The following is a 14883-nucleotide window of genomic DNA, read 5'->3' as shown; positions in this document are numbered from 1 at the left end:
GGCTTTCATGGCGAAATCAGGTCAATTCCAACTAACCGGCAGACAGAAGGCTGCGATTCTTCTTATTACATTAGGGCCGGAGGTCTCGGCCCAAGTCTTTAAACATTTGCGGGATGAAGAGATCGAGCAGCTTACGCTCGAGATTGCCAATGTCCGCAAAGTCGACAGCGCGGAGCAGGAGACGATTCTCTCCGAGTTCCATCAGATCTGCCTTGCGCAGGAATATATCTCGCAAGGCGGCATTACGTATGCGAAGGAAATCTTGGAGAAGGCGCTCGGCTCTCAGAAGGCATCCGATATTCTGAATCGCTTGACTGCGACGCTGCAGGTTCGTCCGTTCGACTTCGCCCGCAAGGCGGAGCCGACGCAGATTCTGAACTTTATCCAGAACGAGAACCCGCAGACGATCGCGCTTGTCCTCTCATACTTGCATCCGGAGCAATCGTCGGCCGTGCTGTCTTCGCTGCCGCAGGACAAGCAGGCGGATGTCGCGAGAAGAATTGCGCTCATGGATAGCACGTCTCCTGAAGTGATCGCCCAAGTCGAGCGGGTGCTCGAACAGAAGCTGTCGTCGACAGTCACGCAGGATTACACGAACGCGGGCGGCATCGAAGCGATCGTGCAGATCCTCAACGGCGTCGACCGGGGGACGGAGCGGACTATTCTCGATTCGCTCGAGATTCAGGATCCCGAGCTCGCGGAAGAGATCAAGAAGCGCATGTTCGTCTTCGAGGATATCGTCAATCTGGACAACCGCTCCATTCAACGAATCATTCGCGACATCGAGAACGCCGATCTGCGGCTGGCGCTCAAAGTGGCAAGCGAAGAGGTGCGGGAAGCGATCTTCCGCAACATGTCCAAGCGAATGGCCGACACGTTCAAGGAAGAGATGGAATTCATGGGTCCGGTTCGTCTGCGCGACGTCGAGGAGGCTCAGACTCGCATCGTAGCGACGATCCGCAGATTGGAAGAAGCGGGAGAGATCATCATCGCCCGCGGCGGAGGAGACGATATCATTGTCTAATCTGATCAAATCTTCCCATGTGATCTCGCTGGAGGATCTGAAGCGAATCGAACAGCTTCGAATGGCGACAAGACCGCAGATTATTTCGGATTCCGCTGGCGATACCGAAGGAGAATCATCGATTGATGTCGAAACTCAAACGATGAAAGAGCGGATTCTGCAGGATGCTCAGCAATTGGCGGATGAACTGGTGCGCGGAGCGCAAGAGTCCGCTGATCAAATTCGCTCCCAAGCGGCCGAAGAGGCGGAGGAATGGTGGCGCGCTCGCCGACAGGAAGACGAGCAGACGAAGGAAGCGGCTCGGCAATTAGGCTACGAGGAAGGCTTCCGTCAAGGCAGTGAGCAAGCGGAGCGACAGCTCGCGGCGGAGTGGGAACAGAAGCTCCAGGATGCTGCTAGAATCGTTCAGCAGGCGTACACGGTCAAGGAGAGCATCATCTCCGAAGCGGAGCAGTTCCTCGTTGAGCTAAGCTGCCGTATCGCTGAGAAGGTTATCGGACGCCGCATCGAAGAGACGCCGGAGCTTACGCTCGAGATGATCGCCAAGGCGCTGACTCGACGGAAGGAACAGGGCGTCATCACGCTCTGCGTGGCGCCTTCGCAATTGACGCTCGTACAGGCGGCCAAGGCGGAGCTTGCCCGGTCGATCGATTCACAAGCGAGCCTGGAGATCGTGCCCGACCCGAATGTAGAAGCCGGCGGATGTGTCATTCGCTCCGCATTCGGCAGTGTCGACGCTCGTATCGATACGCAGATGGCGGCGATTCAGAGCGAGCTGCTCCGCGTCGCGGCCCATTCCGCCGAAGCGAGGGATGCCGATGGCCAGCGCGATTGACATTGCCAAATACGAAGAGGCGCTGTCGCATCTCGACCCGGTTCGAGTGAACGGGAAGGTGACGCAGATCATCGGCCTTACGGTCGAATCCGAAGGGCCTGACGCCGGCATCGGCGACGTCTGCATGATTCATCCGCTGAAGGGCGGCGAGCCCATTCTGGCCGAAGTCGTCGGATTCCGCGATAATCGGGTACTGCTCATGCCGCTCGGCGATCTGCACTCCGTCGGTCCCGGCTGCGACGTCGTGACGACGGGACGGCCGCTGACGGTGCAGGTCGGATCGGAGCTGCTCGGCAAGGTGCTGGATGGGCTCGGCAGACCGTTGGACGGCTCGAAGCTTCCGCCGTATATGCCGCATTACTCGACGCATAACACGCCGGACAATCCGCTTCGGCGTCCTAGAGTTGCGGAGCCGCTCGGCACGGGCGTCCGTGCGATCGACGGCCTCCTGACGGTCGGCCAGGGACAGCGAATGGGCATCTTCGCTGGATCCGGCGTCGGCAAGAGCACACTGCTTGGCATGGTCGCCCGGAATACGACGGCGGATGTCAACGTGATCGCCCTCGTCGGCGAGCGCGGCCGCGAGGTGCTCGAGTTCATCGAGCGCGACCTCGGTCCGGAAGGTCTAGCCCGTTCGGTGGTCGTGGTGGCTACCTCGGATCAGCCCGCCTTGATCCGCATCAAAGGCGCGATGATCGCGACGACGATCGCCGAATATTTCCGGGATCGCGGGCTGAACGTCATGCTCATGATGGACTCGGTCACCCGGTATGCGATGGCTATGCGGGAAGTGGGGCTTGCCATCGGCGAGCCGCCGGCGACACGAGGCTATACGCCGTCGGTGTTCGCCTCGCTGCCGAAGCTGCTCGAGAGGGCGGGGACGAGCTCGGCCGGAACAATTACCGCTTTCTATACGGTACTGGTCGACGGCGATGACATGAACGAGCCGATCGCCGACGCGGTCCGAGGCATTCTCGACGGCCATATCGTTCTAAGCAGGCAGCTCGCCCACAAGGGGCATTTTCCAGCGATCGATGTGCTCGCAAGCGTCAGCCGGGTCATGAAGGACATCGTCTCCGACGATCAGAACGATGCAGCAGAGCAGCTCAAAAGACTGCTATCCATCTATAAAGATTCGGAAGACTTGATCAATATAGGGGCGTACCAGCGAGGTTCGAATCCGGAGATCGATAAGTCGATCCAGTTTATCCAATCGATCAACGACTTTACAAGGCAGCGAACTTCCGAGAAGGTGACGCTGCAGGATACTCAGGAGCGGCTAATTATCGATTTTTACAAGAGATGAGGCGGGGATAGATGAGATTCCGGTATCCGCTGCAGAAGATCGTCGACCTCAAGAGCAGCGAGAAGTCGATGGCCGAATGGGAATATGCCTCCGCTCTCAGCAAGCTGAGAGCGGAGCAGGAGCGGCTCGAGGAGCTTCGCCTAGAGAAGGAGAAGACGGAACGGCACATGGCTGAGCTAGCGCTTAGGCCGACGCCGCTGTCTGAGATTATGCGGCTCCAGCAGCATGTCGAATGGCTGGATGGCCGCATGAAGAGCCAATCGGCGGAGGTCCGCAGAGCCGAAGACCAAACGGCGCAGCGCCGGACTCGTCTCACGAGCAAGATGGTAGACGAGAAAGTATGGCTCAACGCGAGAGACAAAGCACGCGAGAGATGCCGCGCCGAGTGGCTCGCCCGCGAGCAGAACGAGCTGGACGAGATGGCGATCATGAGAGCGTCGGCAGCGTCCGGCCAAGCATAACAACATCTAGAACACCACACAAATCAGTGCAGAGAAGGAGGCGTTATCGTGCCCGATACGAACGCGGAGAAGAGCGGGTATTCCGGCTTCGAACGGTTCCTCTTTTTCCTGACTCCGATATTGTTTACCGTCGTTCTGCTAGGCGTTCTCTTGATTCTGTTCAATTCGGACTGGAGACAATCGGCGCTGAATGTCGGCAATAAGATTCCGATCTTGAACGCTGTGCTGCCGGATCCGGATACGCAAGCGCCGGGCGAAGGCGGGGACGCGCTCACGGTCGATAAGGCCAGAGAGAAGATTGACGAAGCGAACGCGCAGGTGCTTGCTTTGCAGACACAGCTTGAGCAAGAGCAGTCGAAGACGGCAGCGCAGCAGAAGACGATTGACGATCAGAAGAAGCAGGTTGACGAATTGACCCAGCAACTGCAGGACAAGTCGGTTACGGCGGAACAGTACGACGCGAAGATCCGGTCGCTCGCCGACATGTACGGCAAGATGACGGGAAGCAAGGCGGCTCCGATACTCGAGAAAATGACGGTAGAGGAAGCCGCGCTCATTCTGGGCGCGATGTCCGACACTGCGAGAGGGCGGATTCTGGAGAAGATGACGCCGAAGGTCGCGGCAGACGTCACGCTTCGGCTGAAGGATTCGAACAATGTGCAGGACCAGGAGATAGCTGCGCTTCAAGCCCGAATCAAGCAGTTGGAGGAAGAGCAGTCCCCAGGCTCTACGCTCGATATTGCGAATCTGAAGACGACGTTCTCGACGATGCAGCCGGATAGCGCGGCGGAGCTTCTGCTAGAGATGTCCGCGAAGGAGCAGAGCAAGGTGCTGCGAATTCTGAGCGCTCTAGACGATGCCAACCGGTCTCAGGTGCTGGCGGCTATGTCGAAGTTGTCCGACGATGGCCGCAAGACGGCGGCGGCTCTCGTTAGCAAGCTGATGCCGGCGAATCCGTAATGGATTGCGGCAGCCCATCCATTGAAAGGAGGTGAGAACATGAACATGGTCATGGTGACTTCTCAAATGAGCCCGACATCCTCTGCGGCTTCGAACGCGGGAACGCAAGCATCGGGCAAAGCTGCAGACGGGAATGCGAACGGCTTCGCTGGAGCGCTCGTTCAAGCGTTGGTTGGCGATTCGAACGGCGCAGCACAGGCTGGGATGAATGGCTCGCTGCTCACGGCTAACGTTGCGAGCTTGCTGGGCCAAGCGCAGACACAGCAAGGCGAACCCGAGAGCGGAACCGGTCTGATCGCGATGCTCAGCAAGCTGCTGGATCTTCTTCAAGGCGAAGGCCAGGACGCTGCGGCAACGGATGATGAATCAGCCGGTCCGTCGGCGGAATTGCTCGCTTCCGTGCAAGATTTGCTGAATCAGCTGAACCTGCTGCAGATTCCTGCAACGACCATTGCGGATAGAACGAACTTGCAAGGAGAGGCTTCGTTAATCGGCGGCACTCAGGCAGCATCACTCGCGACGCTTATGCCGATGCTGCTGCAATCGCTGAAGGAAGCTTCCCAGAAGGCTGGCCAATTGGAGGCGCTCGCGGAGCCGATGGCGGATCTCGCGCAGAAGATGCAGGAGGCGATCGCAGCCGCGGCAGCGACGAACCAGGCAGCTTCCGCTCAGCCAGCCGCGCAAGCAGCGAAGTCGGCAGCAGTCCCATCGGCGAATCCGCTTCAAGCTGCAGCCGCCCAATCGGAGCAGCCGGCAGCGTCCATCGCATCGGCGGAGCCTCGCAAGCCGGTATCGGCCTTTAAAGAGCCGATCGTCTACTGGAACCTCGCCGACAGCTTAGTTGCCAGCGAGCAGCCGGCGGATGTGCCGGTCGTAACCGCAGCCGCCAATGCGCAGCAGGCTTCCGATCAGTCGGTGCCGTTCCAACTGACGCTCCCGAATAATACGCTGCAGACGACGGCGGACGCAGGCAAGGCAGCGCTGCCAGCGCAAGTGCCGGTCCAGCAATTCACCGAGCAGGTTGGCAATTACCTCGTGAAGCAATTCACGCTGTCAGGCGGCGAAGGCGTGGCGACGGCGAAGCTGACGCTTCATCCGGATCACTTGGGGCAGGTTGACATCCGGATCGCGATGCAGGACGGGCAGATGACGGCTCAATTCGTCGCGCATAACGGAACAGCGAAGGAACTGCTGGAGAATCAGATGAGCTTGCTTCGTACAGCCCTTCAAGGCCAAGGCATCCAGGTCGAGCGGATGGATGTCGTTCAGCAATCGGACTTGACTAGCCAGACCTCCTTCCTCGGACAAGAGCAGCGTGAATCCGAATCGGGCCGCAGCGGCGGACAAGCCTCCAGACATGGCCGGGACGGATCGAATGACGAATGGATTGATTTTGAAGCCGAGATGGAGCGATCCTCCGTTCTCCGGGAAGCCGGCTATGGAAGCTCGATTAACGTAACGGCATAGAACCGCAGGGAGGTGAACGAATGGCAAGCGTCGGTACGACGAACGTATGGCCCAATTACGCGGCTTCTAACGTTCATACAGCAGCGGCCAGGAACACGACCAACGAGCTGGGCAAGGACGAATTCCTGAAGATCCTCATCACTCAGCTGCAGAATCAAGATCCGATGCAGCCGATGGAAGACAAGGACTTCATATCCCAGATGGCGCAATTCTCGGCTCTTGAGCAGACGTCCAACATGGCGACGCAGCTTCAGGCGATGCGGTATTCGCCAGCCATGACCGCGTCAATCCTCGGCATGAATGTGACGTGGATCAATACGGACAATCAAGGCCAAGTCTCGACGAAGAGCGGAACAGTAGATTCCATCGTCATGCGCAACGGCGTTCCTTATGCGAAGATCGGCCAGGATGAAGTGAAGATGGAAGACCTGGCGACGATCGGATATCCGTCAAGCGAGAGCGGATCGGAGGAGGACGCAAGTGAGTGACCGTATGCTGATCGGGCAGTTGGCGGCGAGCCGGACAGGGCCGATCCTTCCAAGCAAACGGAGCGGCACAGCGTCTGCGGACAGCACAGCGAATACAGGGACGGCGGACACATCCTTTAAACAGTGGCTCGACCGCGTCGATCTGAAGTTCAGCCAACATGCGGAACAGCGGCTAAGGCAGCGGGGCATTCAGCTTCAGCCCGAGCAGTTGGATCGCATCACAAGCGCGCTGAACCAGGCGGAAGCCAAAGGGGCGAAGGATTCGCTCGTCTTGTTCCGGGATATCGCGATGATCGTCAACATTCCGAATCGAACCGTGATTACCGCCATGGACGGCTCGTCCATGAAGGACCATGTGTTCACGCAGATCGACAGCGCCGTCGTCGTTCCTTGAAGATGGCAGCAAGAATGGCAGCATTATCGAACAAGGCCGGACCTCATCAGGGGGCCTTCGCTCCGCGGATCGATTGAAGCGGAGCCGTCAAGAACCAAATCAGGAGGTAGATGAGATCATGTTGCGTTCTTTATACTCAGGCGTCTCCGGCATGCGCGGCTTCCAGACGAAGCTGGACGTCATCGGCAACAACATCGCGAACGTCAATACGACCGGCTTCAAATCCAGCCGGGTTATGTTCCAGGACATTCTGAGCCAAACGATGTCTGGCGTTACGGCGCCGGTAGAAGAAGAGCAAGGCGGCGTTAATGCCAAGCAAATAGGTTTAGGCGTTGGCGTTGCATCGATTGACACCGTACATACGCCTGGCAGCGCCCAGACGACGAATGTCGCAACCGACTTGCGGATCGACGGCGACGGCTTCTTCGTTGTCAGCCCGACTGGCGAGACCGATGGCGCCTATTTGACTCGCGCTGGCAGCTTCGGCGTTGACGCCGCCGGTTACTTAGTGAATTCGGACGGTATGTACGTGGTATCCGCCGACGGCGGCCCGATTCAGATCGATTCTGAGACCTACACTTCCTTCTCGATCTCGCAGGACGGATCTGTCATGGCAGTTGACGACACGGGCGCGACGGAGCAAATCTACCAGTTAGCAATAGCCAAAGTCACCAACCCGGGCGGCCTCGAGAAAGTCGGCGGCAATCTGTACCAGCTGACACCGAACGCAGATATGGGAGAGATGGATGATATCATCGCAACTGCTGGCGAAGCAGGAAGAGGCGCAGTCATCTCCGGTCAGCTCGAGATGTCCAACGTCGACCTGACGAACGAGTTCACCGAGATGATCGTCGCGCAGCGCGGCTTCCAGGCGAACTCCCGCATTATTACAACGTCCGACTCGATCCTTGAAGAAGTTGTTAACTTGAAACGGTAATTGAAGTGATGCCGGGGAGGCCCTAAACCTCCCCCGGTATTCTGGGGGGATCCGAGTGATCGCTTTGACCCGATTGAACGGCACGGCCTTTCATCTCAACGCATTGTTGATCGAATCGGTGGAGCAAACGCACGATACGATCATTACGCTAACGAATGGGAAGAAATTCATTGTGCTCGAAAATTCTTCGGATGTGATCCGATCCATCCGTCAGTACTTGCGCAGCATCGGCGTATTGGCCGCGGTTCAGATGCCGCCCGAGACGCAATCGGAGGGAGCAACGTCATGAAAAAAATGTTACCTTGGCTGGTTTCGCTGCTTCTAGCGATCACGCTTATCGTTATCGTCGCGCTATACTTCTGGTCAACGCTGTCCAAAGATTCGGATGCCGCATCGCCGGACAAGCAAGCACAGGAGAGCGTCAAGGACGTGGAAGCGAAGCCGCTGTCTGCGGATGAGATTCTCAAGGTCACTTCCGAATTGAATGATATTAAGACAAACATTGGGGATAACGATTATGTCGTAACGGTCAGCTTCTCGTTCCAATTCGACAGCGAATCCGCGATGAAAGAATTCGATAAAGTGAAGGAAATTCAAATCAAACCGATCGTCAACCGCGCGCTTTGGGTGATGCAGCCCGATCAATTGAGCGGCACGCAGGGCAAAGACGAGCTTTGCGCCGAGCTGCTCAACGCGATCAATCCCGTATTGACGAAAGGCAAGCTGTCCAACGTTGAGATTACGTCCTTTATTATGGTTCCATTGTAAGAATTGCAGGTCTGATTCCAGCGGAAAGGGGTGAGAAAATTGGTTGACGTTCTTTCGCAAAACGAGATAGACGCGTTGCTCGCGGCCTTGTCATCCGGCGAGATGGATGCGGAGGAGCTCAAGAAGGAGGAAGCGCAGAAGAAGGTTCGAGCCTATGACTTCAAGCGGGCCGTCCGGTTCTCCAAAGATCACATCCGCAGCTTGACGCGAATCCACGAGAACTTCGCGCGCTTCCTGACCACTTACTTCTCGGCGCAGCTGCGAACGTTCGTCCAGATCAATGTCGTTCAGGTGGAGCAATTGCCTTACGACGAATTCATCCGTTCCATTCCGAAGATGACCATCTTGAACATCTTCGAGGCCGAGCCGCTTGAAGGAAGAATGGTACTCGAGGTTCACCCCAACGTCGCCTTCGCTATGCTGGACCGGCTGCTTGGAGGCGCAGGCTCCGTCCCCGGCAAGATCGGCAGCTTGACCGAGATCGAGACGATTATTATGGAGAAGATCTTCAGCCGCGCGCTCGAGACTCTTCAGGAAGCGTGGCGAACGATTGTCGATCTCGAGCCGAGACTGGAGGCGCTGGAGACGAATCCGCAGTTCATGCAGATCGTCTCTCCTAATGAGACGATCGCTCTGATCTCGCTTAGCACGAAGATCGGAGACACGACGGGGATGATTAACCTCTGTATCCCTCATGTCGTGATTGAGCCCGTGATGTCCAAGCTGTCCGTCCATCATTGGTTTGTCTCGCAGAAGAAGACGAGAGCGCCGGAAGAAGTGCAATTGCTGGAGCATCGGGTCAGCAAGGCCCAGCTTCCGATCGTCGCTGAACTGGGCTATTCGCAAATATCGATCCGGGAGTTCCTGAATTTGGCTGTCGGAGACGTCGTCATGCTGCAAAAATCGACCGAAGAAGGTCTGGACATTAAAGTCGGCGACAAGCTGAAATATATCGGCAGCCCGGGCGTCGTCCGGGATCGGATGGCCGTTCAGATTCACGAGGTCGTCAGCGAAGGAGAGGAAGAGACCCATGACGAGTAAAGACTACTTGTCGCAAGAAGAGATAGACGCCTTGCTGCGCCAGTCCGCCGCCGCGGACGACAGCTCGCCGAATCCATCTGGAGGCGCAGCTGTCGAATTGTCGACGGACGACTACTTGTCGGCGATGGAACAAGACGCGCTCGGCGAGATCGGCAACATTACGTTTGGCAGCGCCGCGACGGCATTGTCGACGCTGCTCGGCCGCAAAGTGGATATTACGACGCCGCAAGTGTCGATGATATCGCGTGACCAGTTCGCCAACGAATTCCCGATGCCTCATGTGGCGGTTCACGTTCATTACGTGGATGGCTTCGAAGGGATCAACTCTCTTGTCATTAAGTCGCACGACGCGCAGGTAATCGCGGATCTGATGCTAGGCGGAGAAGGGAGCGTGACGGAAGGCGAGCTTAACGAGATTCATATCAGCGCCGTACAGGAAGCGATGAATCAGATGATGGGCTCGTCCGCGACGTCGATGTCGACGATCTTCAACCGATTCGTCAATATCTCGCCGCCTGACGTCGATATCATGGACGTCCAGAGCGAATCGGGCACCTCGAGCATGCCGCCGGTGTCGGAATTCGTCAAAGTATCGTTCCGGCTCAAGATCGGCGATCTGATCGATTCGCGGATTATGCAGCTTCTAACGGTTCCATTCGCGAAGGAGCTGGTCCGCTCGCTGATCGGTTCCGCCGCAGACGAATCGGCTGCTCCGGCTCCAGCCGCGGCGCCGTCCGCTCCCGCGCAGCCGGCTCCGGCTGCGCAAGCGCCGGTTGCACCGCCGCCGCAGCAAGCGCCGCACGCAGCTCCGGCTCCAGCGCCGCAGCAGCCTGCAGCGGCTATGCCGCCGATGGGGTACCCGCCTTATGCCGAGCCGGCACAGCCGCAGACGCTTGGCGGCGCTGGCATGGGACGGGGCGTCAATGTGCAGCCGGTGCAGTTCTCGAACTTCCAATCCGGTACGCCGGTGCATGCGGACGAGACGAACCTGGGGCTGCTGCTCGATATCCCGCTCAAGGTCACCGTCGAGCTGGGACGCACGAAGAAGCAGATCAAGGAGATTCTCGAACTGTCCCAAGGCTCCATTATCGAACTGGATAAGCTTGCCGGCGAACCCGTCGACATCTTAGTTAACAACAAGTTGATTGCCAAAGGCGAAGTCGTCGTCATCGACGAGAACTTCGGCGTTCGGGTCACCGATATCGTCAGCCAATGGGATCGCGTGCAAAAAATCCAATAAAGTCACTGGGAGGAACCAACAATGGCAAACCGTATTTTGATTGTAGATGACGCAGCATTCATGCGAATGATGATCCGAGATATTCTGACGAAGAACGGCTATGAAGTCGTAGGCGAAGCGCAGGACGGCGCGCAAGCGATCGAGAAGTTCAAGGAGCTCACTCCTGATCTCGTCACGATGGACATCACGATGCCGGAGATGGACGGCATTGCGGCATTGAAGGAGATTCGCAAGCTCGACGCCAACGCTAAGGTCATCATGTGCTCCGCCATGGGCCAGCAAGCGATGGTCATCGATGCCATCCAAGCTGGCGCCAAAGATTTCATCGTGAAGCCGTTCCAAGCGGATCGGGTAATCGAAGCGATCAAGAAGACGCTCGGATAAGCGGGAGCTTCGCCAGATGGATTATGGTTTGCAACTGCTGAGAATCGTTCTTGTCCTGGCCTTCGTGGTCGGGCTTATTATCTTCCTGCTCCGGTACATTGGCAAACGCAATCGCGGCTGGTGGATGAACCGGACTCTCCGCTCTTTGGGAGGGCTTAGCGTAGGGACGAACAAATCGCTGCAGATCGTGGAGTGGAACGGCCGCATCTACGTTCTGGGTGTCGGCGAAGACGTGACGCTGCTGGATTCGATCACGGACGCCGACACGGTGGCCGCGCTGCTCGCCGAGCACGATTCGGCGAATGCCGAGACGCAGAAGCCGCTGCCCGCTTGGCTGCGGCGATTCGCTGCCCGAGGCCGGACGGAAGAGGCTCAGCAGCAGGGCGGCGGCAGCGCGCGCCAATCCAGCTTCGAGCAGACGCTGGAGAAGCGGCTGCGGGAGCTGTCGGATCGGCGCCAGAAGGTGGAACAGCTGCTGGATCAGAGCCGTTCCGGAGAACGGACGGATGAACCATGAAGAAGAGATTGTTAGCAAGCTTCATAGGCCTGCAAGCGTTGCTGCTTGCGGCGGGAGGGGCGGCGTACGCGGAGCCGATCGTCGGCGTTACGATAGGCGACGGATCGGATCCCGTCAATGCTTCCTCGCTGTCGATTCTGCTGCTGATCACGGTGCTGAGTCTTGCTCCGGCCATTCTCGTGCTCATGACCAGCTTCACCCGAATCGTCATCGTGCTCGGCTTCGTCCGCACTTCGCTCGGCACGCAGCAGATGCCGCCGAACCAAGTGCTCATCGGTCTCGCGCTGTTCCTGACGCTGTTCGTCATGTCGCCGACGCTGTCGCAAGTGAACGAACAAGCGCTTCAGCCGTATCTGAAGGGACAGCTGACGGAGACGCAGGCGCTGTCGAAGGCGGAAGTCCCGATGAAGGAGTTCATGTACAAGCATACGCGGGAGAAGGACCTGCTGCTCTTCATGAAGTACACGAAGGCCGAGAAGCCGGAGACGTTCGAGGACATTCCGATCACCGTTCTCGTTCCGGCATATGCAATTAGCGAATTGAAGACAGCTTTTCAGATGGGATTCATGATCTTCGTGCCGTTCCTCATCATCGACATGGTCGTGGCCAGCACGCTCATGGCGATGGGGATGATGATGCTTCCCCCGGTCATGATCTCGCTCCCGTTCAAGATTTTGCTGTTCGTTCTGGTAGACGGTTGGTATCTGGTCGTTCAGTCGCTGCTAACCAGCTTTCAGACTTAAATCTTGAAGCTTAAGACCGCTAGGGGGGACATTCATGAGTGAAGAGTTTGTCATCGGGTTGGCAGGGCAAGCGATCTATACCGTCCTGAAGGTAACCGCGCCGATGCTGGGGCTCGGACTGATCGTCGGCCTTCTCGTCAGCATCTTCCAAGCAACGACGCAGATCCACGAGCAGACGCTCGCATTCATTCCGAAGATTGTCGCCGTATTTCTGGCGATTCTGCTGTTCGGGCCGTGGATTCTGAACGTGCTGGTCGATTTCACCGAGCACTTGCTAGGCAACTTGGCAAGCTACATCGGATAACGGGCAATGATGCAGATGGATCTAATCATGCAGCTCGTTCCCGGGTTTATGCTGGTGCTTAGCCGAATGACAGCTTTCCTGGTCGTCGCGCCGGTGTTCTCGTCGAGGACGTTCCCGCGGACGCTCAAGATCGGCTTTGCGTTCTTCCTGTCGCTGATCGTCTTCCTGAACGTCGGCTTCGATACCGCTGTGCCGACAGACGGGACCTACATCATCGCCTTGTTCAAGGAGATACTGGCCGGCCTGTTGATCGGATTCGCCGCCAGCTTATTCTTCAGCATCGTACAGGTGTCCGGCTCCCTCATGGATATGCAGATGGGGCTTGGCGTCGCCAACATCGTCGACCCGATGACCGGCGTATCGGCGCCTATGCTCGGCAACCTGAAGTACATGCTGCAGATTCTGGTGTTCCTGTCCATCAACGGACATCATTATTTGCTTAGCGCGATCATGGACAGCTACAAGTGGCTTCCGCTCGACAACACGCTGTTCGCTGATATCGCCTCTGGCAGCGTCACGCAGTTCCTGTCGCGCACGTTCGCGGACACGTTCCTGATGGCGCTGCAGATCTCCGCTCCGATGGTCGTCGCCATGTTCCTGATTGACCTCGGACTGGCGCTATTGTCAAGGGCGGCGCCGCAATATCAAGTGTTCGTCATCGGAATTCCGATCAAGATTCTGCTCGGACTTGCGATTCTGCTCTTGCTGCTGCCGGCTTTCAGCGCGCTGTTCCAAATGATTTTCGACCAAATGTTCTCGGCTCTCGATAAGCTGTTCGTCGTGCTCAAAGCATGAGGACGGCTTGGCGGAAGCGGAACCGCAAGGAGGGTGCCTGACCGATGGCCCGTTATCAGCTTCGAATGGACCTGCAGTTGTTCGCGGGCGAGAAGACGGAGAAGGCCACCCCAAAGAAGAGGAATGATGCGCGGAACAAAGGCCAGGTCGCCAAGAGCCAAGAACTGGTCAGCTCCGTAGCGCTTATCGTCTGCGCCTCTTTGTTCCTTATGCTGGGCTCTTTTTTCTGGGAACGCATCCTTCGGCTGTTCAGCGACGTATTGCTGCACGGCTTGACCATGGAAGTGACGGAAGCGAACGTGCTCGGCATGCTGAGCCGTTATTCGGGGCAGATGCTCATCTTCCTCGCTCCAATCTTTATCGCCGTCATTGTCACCGCCTTCGCGGTGAGCTACATGCAGATCGGCTTCCTGTTCACGACAGAGCCGCTGAAGTTCAAATTGAGCGTACTGGATCCGATTAACGGGTTCAAAAAGCTGTTTGGCGTTCGGTCGCTCGTCGAGTTCGCCAAGAGCATGCTGAAGCTGTTCGCGACCGGCCTGATCGTCTATCTGGTGCTGTGGTCCGCCAAGGACCGCGTTCTCATGCTCGCCCATGTGCCGATTGTCGATATCTTCTCCTATACCGGCAGCTTGACGATTCGGCTCACGTTGCTGTTCGGCGTGCTGATGTTCGTTCTCGCTATCGGAGACTACTACTATCAGAAGTATTCGTATGAGAAGAGTCTTCGAATGAGCAAGCAAGACATCAAGGACGAGCACAAGAACGCGGAAGGCGACCCGCTCATCAAAGGCAAGATCCGGGAACGGCAGCGCCGAATGGCGATCATGCGGATGATGCAGGAGGTCCCCAAGGCCGATGTCATCATCACGAACCCGACCCACTTCGCGGTCGCGCTGCAGTACGACGGCACGAAGATGGATGCGCCGAAGGTTATCGCCAAAGGACAGGATTACTTGGCACTTCGCATTCGCGAGATCGCCAAGCAGCACAACGTCATAACGATGGAAAATAAACCGCTCGCCCGCGCGCTGTACGATCGGACGGAGATCGGGGATTCGATCCCGGCCGACCTGTTCCAAGCCGTCGCGGAAGTGCTGGCTTACGTATACCGCTTGAAAGGCGGACGCCGCCGGGGGTAATCGGACCTCGCGTCCGGCCGCCGGCTCTCATCTAGTAAATTCTTATCGCACGAAGTCAGAAGAGGGAGGAATACCGC

The 14883-nt window shown here is 57.5% G+C and carries 19 protein-coding genes; all 19 read left to right on the top strand.

Annotation, left to right across the window (positions count from 1 at the left end; translation table 11 throughout):
* Positions 1–7: 7 nt before the first annotated feature.
* The 19 genes from fliG (at position 8) to flhB (ending at position 14806) form a co-directional block, all read left to right on the top strand.
* Positions 8–1024, top strand: a complete 1017-nt coding sequence (gene fliG, locus H4Q31_RS19200) for a flagellar motor switch protein FliG (protein ID WP_185180675.1) — start codon at positions 8–10, stop codon at positions 1022–1024.
* On the top strand, positions 1017–1859 hold the full coding sequence (locus H4Q31_RS19195) for a FliH/SctL family protein (RefSeq protein WP_185180674.1): 843 nt from the start codon (positions 1017–1019) through the stop codon (positions 1857–1859). The genes fliG and H4Q31_RS19195 overlap by 8 nt, the downstream gene beginning before the upstream one ends.
* A complete protein-coding gene (gene fliI / locus H4Q31_RS19190; protein ID WP_376698272.1) occupies positions 1837–3165 on the top strand; it encodes a flagellar protein export ATPase FliI in 1329 nt (442 codons plus the stop codon). Before H4Q31_RS19195 ends, fliI begins: the two co-directional genes overlap by 23 nt.
* A gap of 11 nt (positions 3166–3176) precedes the next feature.
* Complete coding sequence (gene fliJ, locus H4Q31_RS19185; protein ID WP_185180672.1) at positions 3177–3626, top strand: flagellar export protein FliJ; 450 nt, start codon at positions 3177–3179, stop codon at positions 3624–3626.
* A gap of 48 nt (positions 3627–3674) precedes the next feature.
* The gene (locus H4Q31_RS19180) at positions 3675–4586 is read left to right on the top strand and encodes a MotE family protein (protein ID WP_185180671.1); all 912 of its coding nucleotides are present in this window, start codon (positions 3675–3677) and stop codon (positions 4584–4586) included.
* Between the two features lie 39 nt (positions 4587–4625).
* A complete protein-coding gene (locus tag H4Q31_RS19175; RefSeq protein WP_185180670.1) occupies positions 4626–6053 on the top strand; it encodes a flagellar hook-length control protein FliK in 1428 nt (475 codons plus the stop codon).
* 20 nt (positions 6054–6073) lie between these two features.
* Positions 6074–6541, top strand: a complete 468-nt coding sequence (locus H4Q31_RS19170; RefSeq protein ID WP_185180669.1) for a flagellar hook capping FlgD N-terminal domain-containing protein — start codon at positions 6074–6076, stop codon at positions 6539–6541.
* Positions 6534–6935 carry a TIGR02530 family flagellar biosynthesis protein gene (locus H4Q31_RS19165; RefSeq protein WP_311771767.1) on the top strand — a complete coding sequence of 134 codons (402 nt, stop codon included), beginning with the start codon at positions 6534–6536 and terminating at the stop codon, positions 6933–6935. The genes H4Q31_RS19170 and H4Q31_RS19165 overlap by 8 nt, the downstream gene beginning before the upstream one ends.
* A gap of 118 nt (positions 6936–7053) precedes the next feature.
* Positions 7054–7872 carry a flagellar basal body rod protein FlgG gene (gene flgG, locus H4Q31_RS19160; RefSeq protein ID WP_185180668.1) on the top strand — a complete coding sequence of 273 codons (819 nt, stop codon included), beginning with the start codon at positions 7054–7056 and terminating at the stop codon, positions 7870–7872.
* A 55-nt stretch (positions 7873–7927) separates the two neighbouring features.
* Positions 7928–8161: a flagellar FlbD family protein gene (locus H4Q31_RS19155; RefSeq protein WP_185180667.1), complete on the top strand. Its 234-nt coding sequence runs from the start codon at positions 7928–7930 to the stop codon at positions 8159–8161.
* Complete coding sequence (locus H4Q31_RS19150) at positions 8158–8640, top strand: flagellar basal body-associated FliL family protein (RefSeq protein WP_185180666.1); 483 nt, start codon at positions 8158–8160, stop codon at positions 8638–8640. Before H4Q31_RS19155 ends, H4Q31_RS19150 begins: the two co-directional genes overlap by 4 nt.
* Before the next feature lie 39 nt (positions 8641–8679).
* A complete protein-coding gene (fliM, locus tag H4Q31_RS19145; protein ID WP_185180665.1) occupies positions 8680–9681 on the top strand; it encodes a flagellar motor switch protein FliM in 1002 nt (333 codons plus the stop codon).
* The gene (fliY, locus tag H4Q31_RS19140) at positions 9671–10921 is read left to right on the top strand and encodes a flagellar motor switch phosphatase FliY (protein WP_185180664.1); all 1251 of its coding nucleotides are present in this window, start codon (positions 9671–9673) and stop codon (positions 10919–10921) included. The genes fliM and fliY overlap by 11 nt, the downstream gene beginning before the upstream one ends.
* A gap of 21 nt (positions 10922–10942) precedes the next feature.
* The gene (locus H4Q31_RS19135) at positions 10943–11305 is read left to right on the top strand and encodes a response regulator (protein ID WP_185180663.1); all 363 of its coding nucleotides are present in this window, start codon (positions 10943–10945) and stop codon (positions 11303–11305) included.
* Positions 11306–11321: 16 nt separating this feature from the next.
* Complete coding sequence (locus H4Q31_RS19130) at positions 11322–11822, top strand: flagellar biosynthetic protein FliO (RefSeq protein WP_185180662.1); 501 nt, start codon at positions 11322–11324, stop codon at positions 11820–11822.
* Entirely contained in the window at positions 11819–12565 is a 747-nt protein-coding gene (gene fliP, locus H4Q31_RS19125) for a flagellar type III secretion system pore protein FliP (RefSeq protein WP_185180661.1), read from the top strand. The genes H4Q31_RS19130 and fliP overlap by 4 nt, the downstream gene beginning before the upstream one ends.
* A 34-nt stretch (positions 12566–12599) precedes the next feature.
* Entirely contained in the window at positions 12600–12869 is a 270-nt protein-coding gene (gene fliQ, locus H4Q31_RS19120; protein WP_185180660.1) for a flagellar biosynthesis protein FliQ, read from the top strand.
* 6 nt (positions 12870–12875) lie between these two features.
* Entirely contained in the window at positions 12876–13664 is a 789-nt protein-coding gene (fliR, locus tag H4Q31_RS19115; protein ID WP_311771766.1) for a flagellar biosynthetic protein FliR, read from the top strand.
* A gap of 44 nt (positions 13665–13708) precedes the next feature.
* Entirely contained in the window at positions 13709–14806 is a 1098-nt protein-coding gene (gene flhB / locus H4Q31_RS19110; protein WP_185180659.1) for a flagellar biosynthesis protein FlhB, read from the top strand.
* Positions 14807–14883: the final 77 nt, after the last annotated feature.

The organism is Cohnella lubricantis (assembly GCF_014212015.1).
Taxonomy (GTDB): Bacteria; Bacillota; Bacilli; order Paenibacillales; family Paenibacillaceae; genus Cohnella; species Cohnella lubricantis.
The sequence above is the reverse complement of the archived record's forward strand: the minus strand, read 5'-3'. Positions and strand labels throughout refer to the sequence as shown.

Excerpts from the sequence above, each read along its gene's own strand:
- fliG (WP_185180675.1), top strand. The coding sequence starts at position 8 with ATGGCGAAATCAGGTCAATTCCAACTAACCGGCAGACAGAAGGCTGCG.
- fliI (WP_376698272.1), top strand. The coding sequence starts at position 1,837 with ATGCCGATGGCCAGCGCGATTGACATTGCCAAATACGAAGAGGCGCTG.
- fliJ (WP_185180672.1), top strand. The coding sequence starts at position 3,177 with ATGAGATTCCGGTATCCGCTGCAGAAGATCGTCGACCTCAAGAGCAGC.
- H4Q31_RS19175 (WP_185180670.1), top strand. The coding sequence starts at position 4,626 with ATGAACATGGTCATGGTGACTTCTCAAATGAGCCCGACATCCTCTGCG.
- H4Q31_RS19170 (WP_185180669.1), top strand. The coding sequence starts at position 6,074 with ATGGCAAGCGTCGGTACGACGAACGTATGGCCCAATTACGCGGCTTCT.
- flgG (WP_185180668.1), top strand. The coding sequence starts at position 7,054 with ATGTTGCGTTCTTTATACTCAGGCGTCTCCGGCATGCGCGGCTTCCAG.
- H4Q31_RS19150 (WP_185180666.1), top strand. The coding sequence starts at position 8,158 with ATGAAAAAAATGTTACCTTGGCTGGTTTCGCTGCTTCTAGCGATCACG.
- fliY (WP_185180664.1), top strand. The coding sequence starts at position 9,671 with ATGACGAGTAAAGACTACTTGTCGCAAGAAGAGATAGACGCCTTGCTG.
- H4Q31_RS19135 (WP_185180663.1), top strand. The coding sequence starts at position 10,943 with ATGGCAAACCGTATTTTGATTGTAGATGACGCAGCATTCATGCGAATG.
- H4Q31_RS19130 (WP_185180662.1), top strand. The coding sequence starts at position 11,322 with ATGGATTATGGTTTGCAACTGCTGAGAATCGTTCTTGTCCTGGCCTTC.
- fliP (WP_185180661.1), top strand. The coding sequence starts at position 11,819 with ATGAAGAAGAGATTGTTAGCAAGCTTCATAGGCCTGCAAGCGTTGCTG.
- fliQ (WP_185180660.1), top strand. The coding sequence starts at position 12,600 with ATGAGTGAAGAGTTTGTCATCGGGTTGGCAGGGCAAGCGATCTATACC.
- fliR (WP_311771766.1), top strand. The coding sequence starts at position 12,876 with ATGATGCAGATGGATCTAATCATGCAGCTCGTTCCCGGGTTTATGCTG.
- flhB (WP_185180659.1), top strand. The coding sequence starts at position 13,709 with ATGGCCCGTTATCAGCTTCGAATGGACCTGCAGTTGTTCGCGGGCGAG.